Origin of the sequence: Pseudarthrobacter sp. J1738 (assembly GCF_050490315.1) — a bacterium.
Lineage (GTDB): Bacteria > Actinomycetota > Actinomycetes > Actinomycetales > Micrococcaceae > JBNPEO01.
Map to the genome: position 1 here is coordinate 137,033 of NZ_JBNPEO010000001.1, position 12,482 is coordinate 149,514.

Sequence of the window (12,482 nt, forward strand, 5' to 3'; positions counted from 1 at the left end):
ACGCGGGCGCCCGGGGCGGATCAGGCTTCGGGGATGACCATCGAGAAACGGTCCTCGCGGATCACGTCCGGGTCTGGGCCGTTCCGAACGCCAGTGTCTAGGGCATCAATCGCGGTGAGGTCTTCGGCGTCGAGCTCAAAGCCGAACACGTCGAAGTTTTGCGCAATGCGTGCCGGGTTGGTTGATTTCGGAATGGCGGAGCGGCCCTCTTGAAGGTGCCAGCGGAGCATTACTTGCGCGGCAGACTTGCCGTGCTTATCCGCGATGCTGGCAAGGGTTGGATCCTCCATCACATTGCGTCGTTCCTCTCCCCAGCCGGGGTAGAACGTGATGCCACCAATCGGCGACCACGCTTGCGTCAAGATGCCGTGCCGCGCATTGGCCGCTTGGACTTCCGCTTGGCTGAAGTACGGGTGGAGCTCGATCTGGTTGACGGCTGGGACCACGTCAGTTGCTTCCAGTAGTTTCTCCAGGTGGTGCGGCATAAAGTTACTCACCCCAATGGCACGTACTCGCCCGTCTGCTAGCAAGGTTTCCAACGCCTTGTAGGCGGCGATGACCTGACCGAAGCGGTCCGGAGCGGGTTGGTGCAGGATGAACAGGTCTAGATAGTCCACGCCCAATTTGCCGGTCGCCTTCTCCCACGCGTGCAGCGTCTGGTCGTAGCCGTAGTCGCTGACCCAGACTTTTGTCTCGATGAAAACTTCCTGGCGCGGCAGGCCTGAGGCGCGAATACCTTCGCCCACCTCGCGTTCGTTTCCGTACGCGGCGGCGGTGTCAATGTGCCGGTAACCGGCAGACAATGCGGACTGGACTGCCGCCGTCGTCTCTTCCGGTGGGCTTTGGAACACGCCGAGTCCGAGAGCGGGCATCGTGATTCCGTTGTTAAGCGTGATGTTCATGATCTTCCTATCGTGGTACTGATGGGGGTACTGGTTTAGTGAGCGGAGGCGGGCTCAGCGGAAGTGCGGACAGGAACTGTCCGACGCGAGGCAAGGTCCGCGGGCAGGATCAGGAGCGCAGCTACGAGCAACGCCAAAAGTAAGAGGACACTGCCGGCGCTAAGCGCGGCGCTGACTTGGGCTGAGAGTTGCGCGGCGGCGGTCCCGCTGGACGGGACTGCTGCCGCAGCTGCAACGCCGATACCCAGCCCCAAACACGTCCCCACCTGATGGAAGGTGTTGACCAAACCTGAGGCGGCTCCGGCGTCGGACGCTGGCGCACCAACAATTCCAAAGGAGGTCAGCGGCGCGAAGGCGAGCCCTTGGCCTGCACCGATGAGCAGCATGGGGGCGGCAACGTCCGTGAGGTAGTCGCTGCCCACCCCGGCGCGGCTGAGCCAAAACATCCCGGCCAGGGTCATCAGAATCCCGAGGACCAGTGGCATCGAGGCTGGCATCCGCCGCACCAGCGGTGCAGCGCCCATGGCCACCACAAAGTTCACTGCGGTCATCGGCAAGAAGCCGAGTCCAGCCTCAAGAGGGTCAAACCCGAGGACTTCCTGCATCAATTGGGTGGTGAAATAGAAGAACCCGATCATCGCTCCCAAGTACAGGAATCGCGCCACATAGGCTCCGGTCCGGCGCCGGCTGGCGAACAGGCGCAGCGGCATGATCGGCTGCGCGGCTTGGCGTTCGATCAGCACGAATATCACTAAGAGTACGACGCCGGTACTCGCCGCAGCGATGGTCAGCGGTGAGTTCCAGCTTTGATCAGCGGAGTTGATGATCCCGAACACTAGGGTGCCAACACCCAGCGTGGCGGTGAGCGCACCGAAAACGTCGAACCGGCCGCGGCTTCGGCCCGTTTCCGGGAGGAATCGTGGTGCGAGGATGATCATTGCCGCGCCGATGGGAACGTTGACGAAGAACCCGGCCCGCCACGAAATCCAGTGAGCCAGCGCCCCACCAATCACCAGTCCCAAGCTTGCGCCAATTCCCGCCGTCGCGCCGTACAGGGTGACGGCGCGGGTGCGTTCGCGGCCTTCGGGGAAACTCGCGGTCAGTAGCGAAAGTGACGCCGGCGCGACGATCGCCGCACCGATACCTTGCAATGCACGCCCGGAAATTGCCCACCAACCAGCCGGAGCCAGTCCGATCAACAGAGACGCAACCGAGAACACCACCAGCCCAAAGACGAAGACGCGGCGGCGGCCCAGCAAGTCGCCGGCCCGGGCGCCCAGAAGGAGCAATCCGCCAAACACGAGGGTGTAGGCGTCCTGAACCCAGGACAGCTCGGAGGTGCTCAGATGTAGCTCTGATTGCAGGCTGGGCAGGGCGGTGAAGAGCACCGAATTGTCCAAGAGGATCATAAAGTAGCTCGCCAAAATGATGGTGAGGATCGCGGCAGGGTGCGCTGCTTTGTGGTGCATGGTGGGGGATGTCATGTCTTCAATGCAACAGTGCTTTGAACACGCGCGGGAGTTCCTGTTGTTCCGGGTAATGGCAGTACCTCCCACGCTTCCCGGTACCCGCGTAGCGTTGACTCTATGACACACAGCGAAGACGTGAGGAAGTTCCTCTCTTCCCGCAGGGCGCGGATCACACCGGAGCAGGCTGGGCTGCCGGTATACGGTGGCAACCGGCGCGTGACAGGTTTGCGTCGTGAAGAGGTGGCGATGCTCGCCGGTGTGAGTGTTGACTACTACATTCGACTCGAGCGCGGAAACCTTTCGGGCGCTTCGGACAGCGTGATTGAGTCCCTCGCCAGGGCGTTACAGCTCGACGACGCCGAGACAGCTCACCTTTTTGACCTCGCTCGTGCGGCAAGCGTTTCGCCGCGTGCTCGCCGGAAGGGCAGCCCTCGGACCGTGCGGCCCAGTGTGCAGCGCGTGATCGACTCGATCACCAGCGCGCCAGCGTGGGTCAGGAATGATCGCGGTGATGTTCTGGCTTCGAATGAGTTGGGCCGTGCGCTGTATCTGGACATGATGAACGATCCGGTCAGCCCGCCCAACAGTGCCAGGTTCACGTTTTTAAACCCCAAGGCGCGCGAGTTTTTTGTGGATTGGGAACGCAGCGCTGACGACATCGTTGCTGTGCTTCGCTCCGCAGCCGGGAAGAACCCGTATGACAAGGACCTCACCGACCTGATCGGTGAGCTCTCAACCCGGAGCGAAGAGTTCTTGGCACGCTGGGCCCGGCACGATGTGAAGTATCACCGCACGGGACACAAACGGCTTCATCACCCTGTGGTGGGGGAACTGGATCTGAGCTTTGAGGCACTCGAGCTTGCGGCGGACCCCGGGCTTCGGATCAACGTCTACACCGCCGATCCGGGGTCACCCTCTGAAGACGGCTTGAAGATGTTGGCTACGTGGCTTGCTACTTTGCAAGCAGACTTGAGGTGAGTGCGTTGCCAGTGTCCACACTCGCGAAGCAGTCAACCCGACGGTCGCCCTTACTCCAACTGCCTTCGCTGGGGTAAACGTTGTTTTGTTTGAGTGTGAAGTTGTTGGCTTCCGAATTCATGTTGACGCCGCCGCATAGTTCCCGGCCCTTGGAACGAAGTTCTGTGGTGCCGGGGTATTCGGCCTTGTCCTCGTAGAAAAACACACCCACGAGTTGGGCCGAGTGTGGCGTTTTGCAATCTACAACTGTTGTCTCGCTGGCCTGCGGATCGTAGTCCTTGAAGCACTGGCCTAGCGTCAGATCCAGTGGGCTAACCGTTTGTGCGCTCGCGGTGGTGGTAGGGCTTGGAGTGCCCGACGGCGAGGGGCTGCTTGCGTCCGAAGACAGCGGTGCGTTGGTGTTTGGCTCAGTGTTGCCGCCACCGGATGTCAGCGCGGCGATTCCCCAAATCACTAAGGCGACGACGATGAGAGCTGCGAGGATGAGTGCGCCAAGAAGGTAAAGACGTTTGCGCGGGTTGGTGCTTGAGTTGTTCGGAGGCGTGTTGGGTGAGCCATTGGTTGGGTTGTTGGGTAGCTGCGGGGCGCCCGGCCCCTCTTGGTCCGCGATGAGGTATGGCGGGTGTGTTGGCAGCGGCGGGTATTTTGGCTGCAATCCCGGGGTGGATGCCGCCGGATCGGGCTCTTTGGAAGGTTCTTCCGGACGATTCCAATCTTGCATTGCCGAGTTCCCCTTTGGTCGGGCAGTTGAGTTCGCACGGAAGTTTTAGCCGAAGTTCAAGCGGGTGCGAACAGGCCTTAAAAGTGACTCTACCCAAGTTTTTATATACAGGGCAGGCAATTGTTGGGCGCTTGGCGTCCACAGAGTGGGCAGTGGGTCCTGTCGAAGCCACGAATGCCGCTTAAAGCATGTAATCTATAGGTACGACAAATTGACCAAATTTTCCGGGGCCTCGTCATAGCCATGGCGACCACCTCCGGTCCAAGTACAAAAGGGGGTCACGCCATGGGGCGCGGCCGTCAAAAGGCAAAAGCTACCAAGCAGGCTCGGGACATTAAGTACTATTCCCCGAACACTGACTATTCGGCACTTCAGCGAGAGCTGACTGGGCCATCCAGTCGTGCGACGAGCCGCTTCGCGGATGATCCGCTGGAGCCGGACTACTCGGCCTACGAGGATAAGTACGCGCAAGATGACGATGATGACGAGGTTGATACCCGTCGCATCGGCTAGCAGGGCCGGTTCGCGCAAGCGAGTTGAAGTCCGGTAATGTCACCAAGTTTTTCCACCCTCCGAGAGTTCAGAGCAATCTGACTCCCGGAGGGTTTTGTTTTTCCCAACGCTCTTACCCAACGCTCTTACCCAACGCGGGGTCACTTACGGCCCATGTTTACCCGAAACATGGGCCGTAAGTGACCCCGCGTTGGGCTAGGCCGAGTGGAGTTTGGCCCGTTTGATCCGAGCTATCAGGCTGACGAACCCCTCGGCGAGGTCGTTAGCGTTGGCCTTGAAGTACGTCCAGCCGGCCCTAGAGAAGGCTTCGTCCCGCAGGTTGTCCTTGGACTGACGTTCGCGCGTGAGGTGAGGGGCGCCGTCGTACTGCACCGCGATCCGGAAGCGTCGGTAACCGGCGTCCGCAGATGGCGACCATGGATCGCCTGGGTCCAAATAGATCTGCAATTCCGGTTCGGGAAGCCCAGCATCCATCATGGCCAGCCGCATAAACGTTTCCGGGAACGAGTCGGCTCCGACCCGCATTTCCTCGAGGGCAAGACGAGCTTTTTCCACACCTTTCATGTTCGGATGCCGGCGGATAAGCACACGCAGCTGCTCCTTGATCGCGTACGGTTCGGTCCTACCCTCGAAGCCCGAGCGCGGTGTGCGGATCAGCTGGTCACCCATGGCGATCACGTATGGCAGGGTCAGCTGATGTGCCAGATCCAGCCATGTCCGGGATGGCGATGACACCGGGACGCCATCCAGTTCGATGACTTCGCCTGGGAGTACGTGAACTCGGTGGCCGGTTACGCCCCTACGCCGCACGCGCGGAAGCCCGTGCGGTTTGCTGAGGTGGACGGTATCCGCATTGCCTAGCCAGGGAGGAAGGCCAAGTGGGATCAGAAGGGCTGCGCTCTCGTGTGAAACCCAAGCCCCGGGGGTTGCTGCTGCTAGGACGCGCGCCCGTTGGACAAGTTCAAACTCGCGGCCAGTGGGCAGGTGAATTTGCCTGCCGCCGTCGGACACGTCCTTGGCCCTTAATCGCTTCGGTGGCACACCCAAAGTCCGGGACTCTTGGACGGTAAACGGGCGGAGTGCGAGCTCTGCGGGCAGCGGTTTGAGGCGGACCATAAACGTAATTTTGCCCGCAAATAGATCCCGGCGAGCGGTTATCCACAGGCTGGCTGCCAAACACGCCAACGCGGGGTCACTTACGGCCCATGTTTACCCGAAACATGGGCCGTAAGTGACCCCGCGTTGGCAGGAGAAGGTGGGGGAGGGAACTTTAGGCGTAGGCCCCAACCAGGCGCACGGCCCCACCGTCAACACCCTTGGCACCCTGGACATAGTCGGGGCCGGTCTTGTCGACAGAATCGGAGTTGGTGCCCACAGTGCCCATCACCCAGGACGGCAGCCCACGTTCGTTCAAACGTGCGACGGCGGCATCCGCAGCTTCGGGGGACACAATGGCTACCATTCCCACACCAAGGTTCAGTGTGCGCTCGAGGTCCGCGAGCGGCACATTGCCGAGTTCAGAAACGAGTTTGAAGATCGCAGGCAGTTCCCACGTGGTGCGGTCAACCGTGGCGAGCAGGCCCTGAGGCAGGACACGTGCCAAGTTGGCGGCAAGCCCACCACCGGTGACGTGGCTGAAGCCGTGTACTGCGCCAATACCTGAGGTTCCAGCAACCGGGAAAGCACGTGCCAGGTCCAGGCAGTCTGCTGCGTACACACGAGTCGGTTCGAGGAGTTCTTCACCCAAGGTTCGGCCAAGCTCGGAAACCTGGCGGTCCAAAGCCCAACCAGCGTGGTTGATCACACGGCGCACCAAGGAGTAACCGTTGGAGTGCAGACCGGAAGATGCCATAGCAATGACCACGTCGCCGTCGCGCACGCGGTCTGGGCCCAAGAGGGAATCGGCTTCAACAACGCCGGTGGCAGCGCCAGCAACATCGTATTCGTGTTCGCCTAGTAGGCCGGGGTGCTCGGCCGTTTCGCCACCTACCAGTGCGGTTCCGGCTACGGAGCAGGCTGCAGCGATACCGCGGACAATCCCGGCGATGCGCTCGGGGACAACTTTGCCGCAGGCGATGTAGTCGGTCATGTAGAGCGGCTCTGCACCAACCACCACAATGTCGTCAACTACCATGCCCACCAGGTCAAAGCCGATGGTGTCGTGAATGTCCATGGCCTGAGCAATGGCAACCTTGGTGCCAACACCGTCGGTGGACGTGGCCAGCAGCGGGCGCTTGTAAGTCAGGAGCTTGGAGACGTCGTAAAGCCCAGCGAATCCGCCAACCCCGCCCAACACGGAGGAGTTGTGGGTCGCCTTAACAGCGTCCTTCATCAGTTCGACGGCGCGATCGCCAGCCTCCACGTCAACACCGGCAGAAGCGTAGGTGATGCCTGCGTTGTTGTCGGCCGTTGTTTCGGGGGAGGGGGAGGTCATACTGCTTCTTTCTTGTCGGCGTCGCTCAGAAGGTTTTCGAACTCGGAATCGGGGCCGGGATCACAACCGGTGGCACCAGGTTTTTCGGCGGGGTCTTCGCTGCGCTCCAGCAGGTTTTTGCCTAGCTTGTCTGCGGTGGGAAGCTCGATCGGGTAGTTGCCGGTGAAGCAAGCGGTGCAGAGGCGTTCGCGAGGCTGTTGGGTGGCATTGATCATGCCGTCCTCGGAGATGTACGCGAGTGAGTCAGCACCGATTGCGGTGGAGATTTCGTCGATGGTGGCACCGTTGGCGATGAGCTCTGCGCGGGATGCGAAGTCGATTCCGTAGAAGCAGGGCCACTTGACCGGCGGGGACGAGATCTTCACGTGCACGGATGCGGCACCAGCTTCGCGCAGCATCCGCACAATGGCGCGCTGGGTATTTCCGCGGACGATCGAGTCATCCACTACCACCACTCGCTTGCCACGGATTACCGATTCCAGGGCGTTGAGCTTGAGCCGGATACCAAGTTGGCGCAGGGTCTGAGAGGGCTGAATGAAGGTACGGCCCACATAGGAGTTCTTGACAAAACCGTGTGCGAAGGGGATCCCGGATTCCTCGGCGTAACCCACTGCTGCGGGTGTGCCGGATTCGGGGACCGGAATCACAATGTCCGCTTCTTGGGTGTTTTCGCGGGCCAGCTGACGGCCCATTTCTACGCGGGATTCATACACGGAGCGGCCAGCAATAGCCGCGTCCGGGCGGGCCAAATAAACGTATTCAAAAACGCAACCGGCCGGGGTTGCTTCTGCGAACCGCTGAGTGCGGACACCGTCTTCGTCGATGGCGATGAACTCGCCAGGCTCGATTTCGCGGATGAAGCTTGCACCAACGGTAGCCAAAGCCGACTGCTCCGAAGCGACAACCCAGCCGCGTGAAAGGCGTCCCAAAACTAGGGGCCGGACGCCGTAAGCATCACGGGCGGCGTACAGGGTGCCTTCGTCCATAAACACAAAGCAGAACCCGCCGCGGATCTTGGGCAAAAGCTCAAGCGCAGTTTCTTCGAGGGTTTTGTCCTTGTCACCTTCAAGGAGAGCCGTCACAAGTGCGGTATCCGAGGTATTACCCTGCTTCATCTCGCCCGTGAGCTGGCCGTCATTGCGGTCCAAAATCATGCGCTTGAGTTCGGCCGTGTTGGTGAGGTTGCCGTTGTGAGCCAAAGCGACGGTGCCGGTTGAAGTGGCACCGAGGGTTGGCTGGGCATTGGCCCAGTGGCTTGCTCCAGTGGTGGAGTACCGGCAGTGCCCCACTGCCAAATGACCGGTCAGGGTGTTGAGCGTTGTTTCGTCGAAGACCTGGGAGACAAGGCCCATGTCCTTATAGACGTTGATTCGGCTGCCATCACTGGTTGCAATGCCGGCGGACTCTTGTCCACGGTGTTGCAGAGCGTAGAGCCCGTAGTAGGTGAGTTTTGCTACTTCTTCACCGGGTGCCCAGACCCCAAAGACGCCACAAGCATCCTGAGGTCCCTTTTCGCCTGGGAGAAGATCATGAGAAAGTTTTCCATCGCCGCGTGCCACTAACGAATTATCTCACGTATGCGGCCATGTCCCTACGTGTGACTTTTGGCCCGCCCAAGGCGAGGCAAAAACGGCACTTACGCTTCGTCGTCGGCCGCTTCTGCTGCCGCGGCTTGAGCCTCTTCGCTGGGGGTTAATTCCTGTACGACGGCGGTGCGCTGGTTTTTGAGGCTCAATCGATCCATCAGCAGGGCCACCAGACAGCCCACCACCACACCGGCGGCGGCGAAAATGACGGCGAAGAACCCGAACACCGTGCTGGCTTCGTAAACCTCGCCGGGAACCACGGAATCTTCCGAGTGGAAACCGTAGGCCGCGATGGCCGCAACGATGATGCCCAAGAGCCCGCCAGCAACCATAAAAGGAACGTACTTCGGTGCACGACGCACAGTGATCTCGCGGCGGGCAGGGGTAGTGGAATCTTGGGAAGACATGGTTTTAAGGGTACCGCGTGGAGTGTACGGAATTTTCTCTTGCGGACTGTTAGGTACAAGCGCACACTGAGCCTGAGGGGTCATTTAAAGAAGAAAAAATGTCCGCATCATCAGATCAGATCCGTCAGTCGCAACTTGCATCTTGGGAGAAGTTTTCGGCCGGTTGGAAGAAGTGGGATGACTACATGACTGGCTGGATGGCGCCGTTTGGGGACGCCATGATTCAGCAGGCCAAAATCGGTGAGGCGGCCCAAGTTTTGGACATTGCCTCAGGGACGGGCGAACCAGGGCTGAGTGCCGCAGCGCGTGTTCCCCACGGCGGTGTCACGTTGACTGACTTATCCCCGAACATGTTGGCAGTTGCCACGGACAAGGCCCATCATCGAGGACTGACGAACGTCAAAACAGTGGTGTCCGACGCCGCTTCGTTGCCCTTTGAAGACGGAAGCTTTGATGCTGTGCTCTGCCGTTTTGGTTACATCTTTTTCCCAGACATGGCCGCAGCAGCCGCCGAGCATGTCCGCTTAGGCCGTTCAGGTGCACGAATTTGCGCGGCGGTATGGGCTGAACCGGGTAAAAATCAGTGGGCAACCACGATTATGAGTGCCATTGCGCGGCACGTTGATGTACCGCAGGCCCCGGCAGGCGCTCCAGGACTATTCCGCTGTGCAGCGCCGGGCCTGATGAGCGAACTCTTTTCCGGGGCGGGGCTACTTGATGTTGGGGAAATTGAAGTGTCCGCCGTGATGCATCACGAATCGCCCGAGTCCTATTGGGAATTGATGAGTGATGTTGCAGCGCCTGTAGTGGCCAGCTTGGCAGGAGTGGACGCCAGTACTGTTGCAAAGATCCGTGCCGAGGTCCTGGAGGCAGTGCTCCCCGGAACGCACGACGGCGCAGTCGACTTCTCAGCGGGCGCCACCATAGTGGTGGGAACCGTGGGGTAAGGTCGCTCTTCTAGGCCAAGCCCAGTGCAGACTTGAGCTCAGCAACGTGACCTTCTGCCTTGATTTGGTAACGAGTCAGCGTGACCTTACCTTCGGCGTCGAGCACTACGGTGGAGCGGACAATGCCTTCGGTGATTTCGCCGTCGCGCAATTTCTCGCCCCAGGCGCCGTAGGCGAGGGCCACTGCGTGGTCCTCATCGGACAGGAGCGGGAAGGTCAGGCCAAAATCGCCGGTGAAAGCGGCCAGCTCCTCTGGTGCGTCGGGGGAGATCCCCACTACCTGGTAGCCGTGGCCCTGCAACGAGCTCAGGCTGTCACGGAAGTCGCAGGCCTCGGTGGTGCATCCCGGCGTGGCGGCTTCCGGGTAGAAGTAGACGATCACGTTTTTGCCGCGGAAATCGCCCAAAGTGCGGACCGTGCCTTTGGCGTCACGGAGCGCAAAATCGGGGGCTGGAGTGCCGGTTTGAAGCTTCACGGTTTTAGTGGGGAGCACGGTGGGCCAACTTTCATAGCGAAGGTGTGTGCAATGGCTAACTTTGGGCGGGTGAAGAGTATTCCGCTGGCTGCATTCGGTGTTTAGTTCACCGGGCGCCGACGCGTAGTCTGAAGTTATGTCGGAGCCAGAATTCATTGAAGCAGATCTACCCCGCCCGCGTTTTACAGTAGAGACGGCTCGGGTCCTTGCCGAAGTGGCCCATAATCGGCAGAAGGACAAACTCAAACGCCCCTACCGGGACCATGTTCTTGCCGCGGGTGACGCGCTTGCCGACTTCGACGACGACGTCCAGATCGCCGGGTACCTCCACGACATTGCCGAGGACACCCCCATCACTCGCCAAGCTCTGCTGGACATGGGCGTTTCTGAGCGGGCCGCGGACATTATTGAGCGAGTCACCAACCGGTTCCACGAGAACCCGGACGATTACCAAAGCGGCATTCGCTACATTGCCGAAGGTCACGACGCCACTCTTGTGAAGATCGCGGACAACGCACACAATTCCTTGCCTGAGCGGGTTAAAGCGCTGGCCGAAAAGTGGCCGGATAAGCCACCGGTGACCAAATACCGTGAGGCTCGGCCGGTCTTGTACGCGGCAGTACCCGCTGAGGAAGTCCGCAAAATTCTGGTGCGCGCAAATCCGTCTCTACTCCCTGAGTTGGATGCTCTCCTGGACGAACTTCCCGATGAGGCCAGCGCCTGATCTATGGCAACCAACAAAAAGACCCTCCGCGAAGACGGGTTCGCCGGATTCCGGGTCTTCGACGAAATCGACATGATGCGGGTGCCTCAAGGGCCAGGCATCTTCGCGATTCTGCAACCGGTTGACTTCGAGCCCGTTTTCTTGGCGAAGAGCACAGCTGGCACCTTCAAAAAGAAGGATCCTTCGCTCAAGCGTGAGGCCCTCGAAGCCGAATGGATCCCGGAAGCGAAGGTCCTATACCTGGGCAAGGCAAGTGCGGGCAGCCAAGGAAACCGTGGTCTGCGCAAACAAATCCAAGAGTTTATGGATTACGGCCGCGGCCGCCCCACAGTGGTTTGGGATGCTCGGCTTATCTGGCAACTCAGGGATGCGCTTGACTTAGTCATTGCGTGGAAAGAGATCCCCGCTGAGGAGCTAAGCAACGCCGAAGCTGGTTACCACGCTGCATTTATTGCTGAGCACGGGCGGCTCCCGTTCGCGAACCTCGTCCGAGCCCGTGGAAAGGCCTGAACCCATGACCGCAAGCGATGAACTACTCGCCGCCTACGACGCACAACTGCGCACTGACGCCGAAACACCGAGCGCGCTGACGGTCAAGCACCTGGGCCCGCTGCGCTTGGTGACCTTCAGCGGCGGGCGAGGATTCATCACCTACCAAGACTTGGCGGGTGCCGATCGCGCACAGATTGAGCGATGGGTCCCCGAAGCTCTGGACTACTACAGCCAGAATCCGGCCATCGCCAAGGTCGAATGGAAAACCCGCGGCCACGATCACGCGCCCGGGCTCCACGAGGCACTCCTTGCCAATGGCTTCATCGAGGAAGAGCCGGAGTCCATCATGATCGGTGCAGCCTCCGCGCTCGCCGTCGAGGTCCCCTTGCCGGAGGGCATCACCCTCCGCCGCGTGACTAAAGACGCCGACATCCGGGCCATGTGCGCCATGCAGGACTTAGTCTTCGGTGAGCAACCGTCTGCCGAGTACGCGGATGCGATTGTTGCCCGCGCACACCGTGACCCACTCTTCGAACTCTGGGTGGCCGATCACGCCGGCGAAATCGTCAGTGCGGGCCGCCTGGAACCCGTCCCCGGAACTGACTTCGCTGGGATCTGGGGTGGTTGCACTGTGGAATCTTGGCGCGGTCAGGGAATCTACCGGGCACTGACCGCAGCCCGGGCCAGCTCGGCGCTCGCACAGGGATACACCCTCATCCATAGTGACTCCACCGGATACTCTCGGCCCATTTTGGAGCGCTACGGATTCACTAAAGTATCCACCACCACGCCCTACGTCTGGAAGCGCTGACGTCCCTTCACGCTGAGATCTTC

The 12,482-nt window shown here is 60.4% G+C and carries 14 protein-coding genes; 6 read left to right on the forward strand and 8 right to left on the reverse strand.

What is annotated here, in order from left to right:
• Positions 1-20: 20 nt before the first annotated feature.
• Positions 21-902 (reverse strand): aldo/keto reductase, encoded by an 882-nt coding sequence (locus ACQR35_RS00680; protein ID WP_430268936.1) that lies wholly within the window; start codon positions 900-902, stop codon positions 21-23.
• 35 nt (positions 903-937) lie between these two features.
• The gene (locus tag ACQR35_RS00685) at positions 938-2,386 is read right to left on the reverse strand and encodes an MFS transporter (RefSeq protein ID WP_430268937.1); all 1,449 of its coding nucleotides are present in this window, start codon (positions 2,384-2,386) and stop codon (positions 938-940) included.
• Between the two features lie 102 nt (positions 2,387-2,488).
• Between ACQR35_RS00685 and ACQR35_RS00690 the strand changes: the two genes are divergently transcribed.
• Complete coding sequence (locus ACQR35_RS00690; protein WP_430268938.1) at positions 2,489-3,349, forward strand: helix-turn-helix transcriptional regulator; 861 nt, start codon at positions 2,489-2,491, stop codon at positions 3,347-3,349.
• Here ACQR35_RS00690 and ACQR35_RS00695 read toward each other — a convergent pair.
• Complete coding sequence (locus ACQR35_RS00695) at positions 3,324-4,070, reverse strand: septum formation family protein (protein ID WP_430267834.1); 747 nt, start codon at positions 4,068-4,070, stop codon at positions 3,324-3,326. The two genes, ACQR35_RS00690 and ACQR35_RS00695, sit on opposite strands and share 26 nt — an antisense overlap.
• A 285-nt stretch (positions 4,071-4,355) precedes the next feature.
• Here ACQR35_RS00695 and ACQR35_RS00700 point away from each other — a divergent pair, with 285 nt between their 5' ends.
• Complete coding sequence (locus tag ACQR35_RS00700) at positions 4,356-4,583, forward strand: DUF3073 domain-containing protein (protein ID WP_430267833.1); 228 nt, start codon at positions 4,356-4,358, stop codon at positions 4,581-4,583.
• A 195-nt stretch (positions 4,584-4,778) separates the two neighbouring features.
• On the opposite strand, the gene ACQR35_RS00705 is transcribed toward ACQR35_RS00700, so the two are convergent.
• The 4 genes from ACQR35_RS00705 to ACQR35_RS00720 all read right to left on the reverse strand — a co-directional run bounded on the left by ACQR35_RS00705 (position 4,779) and on the right by ACQR35_RS00720 (position 9,010).
• Entirely contained in the window at positions 4,779-5,699 is a 921-nt protein-coding gene (locus ACQR35_RS00705; protein WP_430268939.1) for a hypothetical protein, read from the reverse strand.
• 154 nt (positions 5,700-5,853) lie between these two features.
• On the reverse strand, positions 5,854-7,017 hold the full coding sequence (purM, locus tag ACQR35_RS00710) for a phosphoribosylformylglycinamidine cyclo-ligase (protein ID WP_430267830.1): 1,164 nt from the start codon (positions 7,015-7,017) through the stop codon (positions 5,854-5,856).
• Positions 7,014-8,576 (reverse strand): amidophosphoribosyltransferase, encoded by a 1,563-nt coding sequence (gene purF, locus ACQR35_RS00715; protein ID WP_430267829.1) that lies wholly within the window; start codon positions 8,574-8,576, stop codon positions 7,014-7,016. The genes purM and purF overlap by 4 nt, the downstream gene beginning before the upstream one ends.
• Before the next feature lie 77 nt (positions 8,577-8,653).
• Positions 8,654-9,010, reverse strand: a complete 357-nt coding sequence (locus ACQR35_RS00720) for a hypothetical protein (RefSeq protein WP_430267828.1) — start codon at positions 9,008-9,010, stop codon at positions 8,654-8,656.
• Positions 9,011-9,108: 98 nt separating this feature from the next.
• Here ACQR35_RS00720 and ACQR35_RS00725 point away from each other — a divergent pair, with 98 nt between their 5' ends.
• Complete coding sequence (locus tag ACQR35_RS00725) at positions 9,109-9,957, forward strand: class I SAM-dependent methyltransferase (protein WP_430268940.1); 849 nt, start codon at positions 9,109-9,111, stop codon at positions 9,955-9,957.
• Between the two features lie 10 nt (positions 9,958-9,967).
• On the opposite strand, the gene ACQR35_RS00730 is transcribed toward ACQR35_RS00725, so the two are convergent.
• On the reverse strand, positions 9,968-10,450 hold the full coding sequence (locus ACQR35_RS00730; RefSeq protein ID WP_430268941.1) for a peroxiredoxin: 483 nt from the start codon (positions 10,448-10,450) through the stop codon (positions 9,968-9,970).
• A gap of 118 nt (positions 10,451-10,568) precedes the next feature.
• Here ACQR35_RS00730 and ACQR35_RS00735 point away from each other — a divergent pair, with 118 nt between their 5' ends.
• Genes ACQR35_RS00735 through ACQR35_RS00745 form a run of 3 tightly spaced genes read left to right on the forward strand, consistent with a single transcriptional unit; the run spans position 10,569 to position 12,459 of the window.
• The gene (locus ACQR35_RS00735; protein WP_430268942.1) at positions 10,569-11,156 is read left to right on the forward strand and encodes an HD domain-containing protein; all 588 of its coding nucleotides are present in this window, start codon (positions 10,569-10,571) and stop codon (positions 11,154-11,156) included.
• A gap of 3 nt (positions 11,157-11,159) precedes the next feature.
• Positions 11,160-11,666, forward strand: a complete 507-nt coding sequence (locus ACQR35_RS00740; RefSeq protein ID WP_430267824.1) for a hypothetical protein — start codon at positions 11,160-11,162, stop codon at positions 11,664-11,666.
• A gap of 4 nt (positions 11,667-11,670) precedes the next feature.
• Positions 11,671-12,459 carry a GNAT family N-acetyltransferase gene (locus tag ACQR35_RS00745; RefSeq protein ID WP_430268943.1) on the forward strand — a complete coding sequence of 263 codons (789 nt, stop codon included), beginning with the start codon at positions 11,671-11,673 and terminating at the stop codon, positions 12,457-12,459.
• Positions 12,460-12,482: the final 23 nt, after the last annotated feature.

Bases quoted from the DNA above. Each gene is read 5' to 3' on its own strand.
- ACQR35_RS00680 (WP_430268936.1), bottom strand. From the start codon at position 902: ATGAACATCACGCTTAACAACGGAATCACGATGCCCGCTCTCGGACTC.
- ACQR35_RS00685 (WP_430268937.1), bottom strand. From the start codon at position 2,386: ATGACATCCCCCACCATGCACCACAAAGCAGCGCACCCTGCCGCGATC.
- ACQR35_RS00690 (WP_430268938.1), top strand. From the start codon at position 2,489: ATGACACACAGCGAAGACGTGAGGAAGTTCCTCTCTTCCCGCAGGGCG.
- ACQR35_RS00695 (WP_430267834.1), bottom strand. From the start codon at position 4,070: ATGCAAGATTGGAATCGTCCGGAAGAACCTTCCAAAGAGCCCGATCCG.
- ACQR35_RS00700 (WP_430267833.1), top strand. From the start codon at position 4,356: ATGGGGCGCGGCCGTCAAAAGGCAAAAGCTACCAAGCAGGCTCGGGAC.
- ACQR35_RS00705 (WP_430268939.1), bottom strand. From the start codon at position 5,699: ATGGTCCGCCTCAAACCGCTGCCCGCAGAGCTCGCACTCCGCCCGTTT.
- purM (WP_430267830.1), bottom strand. From the start codon at position 7,017: ATGACCTCCCCCTCCCCCGAAACAACGGCCGACAACAACGCAGGCATC.
- ACQR35_RS00720 (WP_430267828.1), bottom strand. From the start codon at position 9,010: ATGTCTTCCCAAGATTCCACTACCCCTGCCCGCCGCGAGATCACTGTG.
- ACQR35_RS00725 (WP_430268940.1), top strand. From the start codon at position 9,109: ATGTCCGCATCATCAGATCAGATCCGTCAGTCGCAACTTGCATCTTGG.
- ACQR35_RS00735 (WP_430268942.1), top strand. From the start codon at position 10,569: ATGTCGGAGCCAGAATTCATTGAAGCAGATCTACCCCGCCCGCGTTTT.
- ACQR35_RS00740 (WP_430267824.1), top strand. From the start codon at position 11,160: ATGGCAACCAACAAAAAGACCCTCCGCGAAGACGGGTTCGCCGGATTC.
- ACQR35_RS00745 (WP_430268943.1), top strand. From the start codon at position 11,671: ATGACCGCAAGCGATGAACTACTCGCCGCCTACGACGCACAACTGCGC.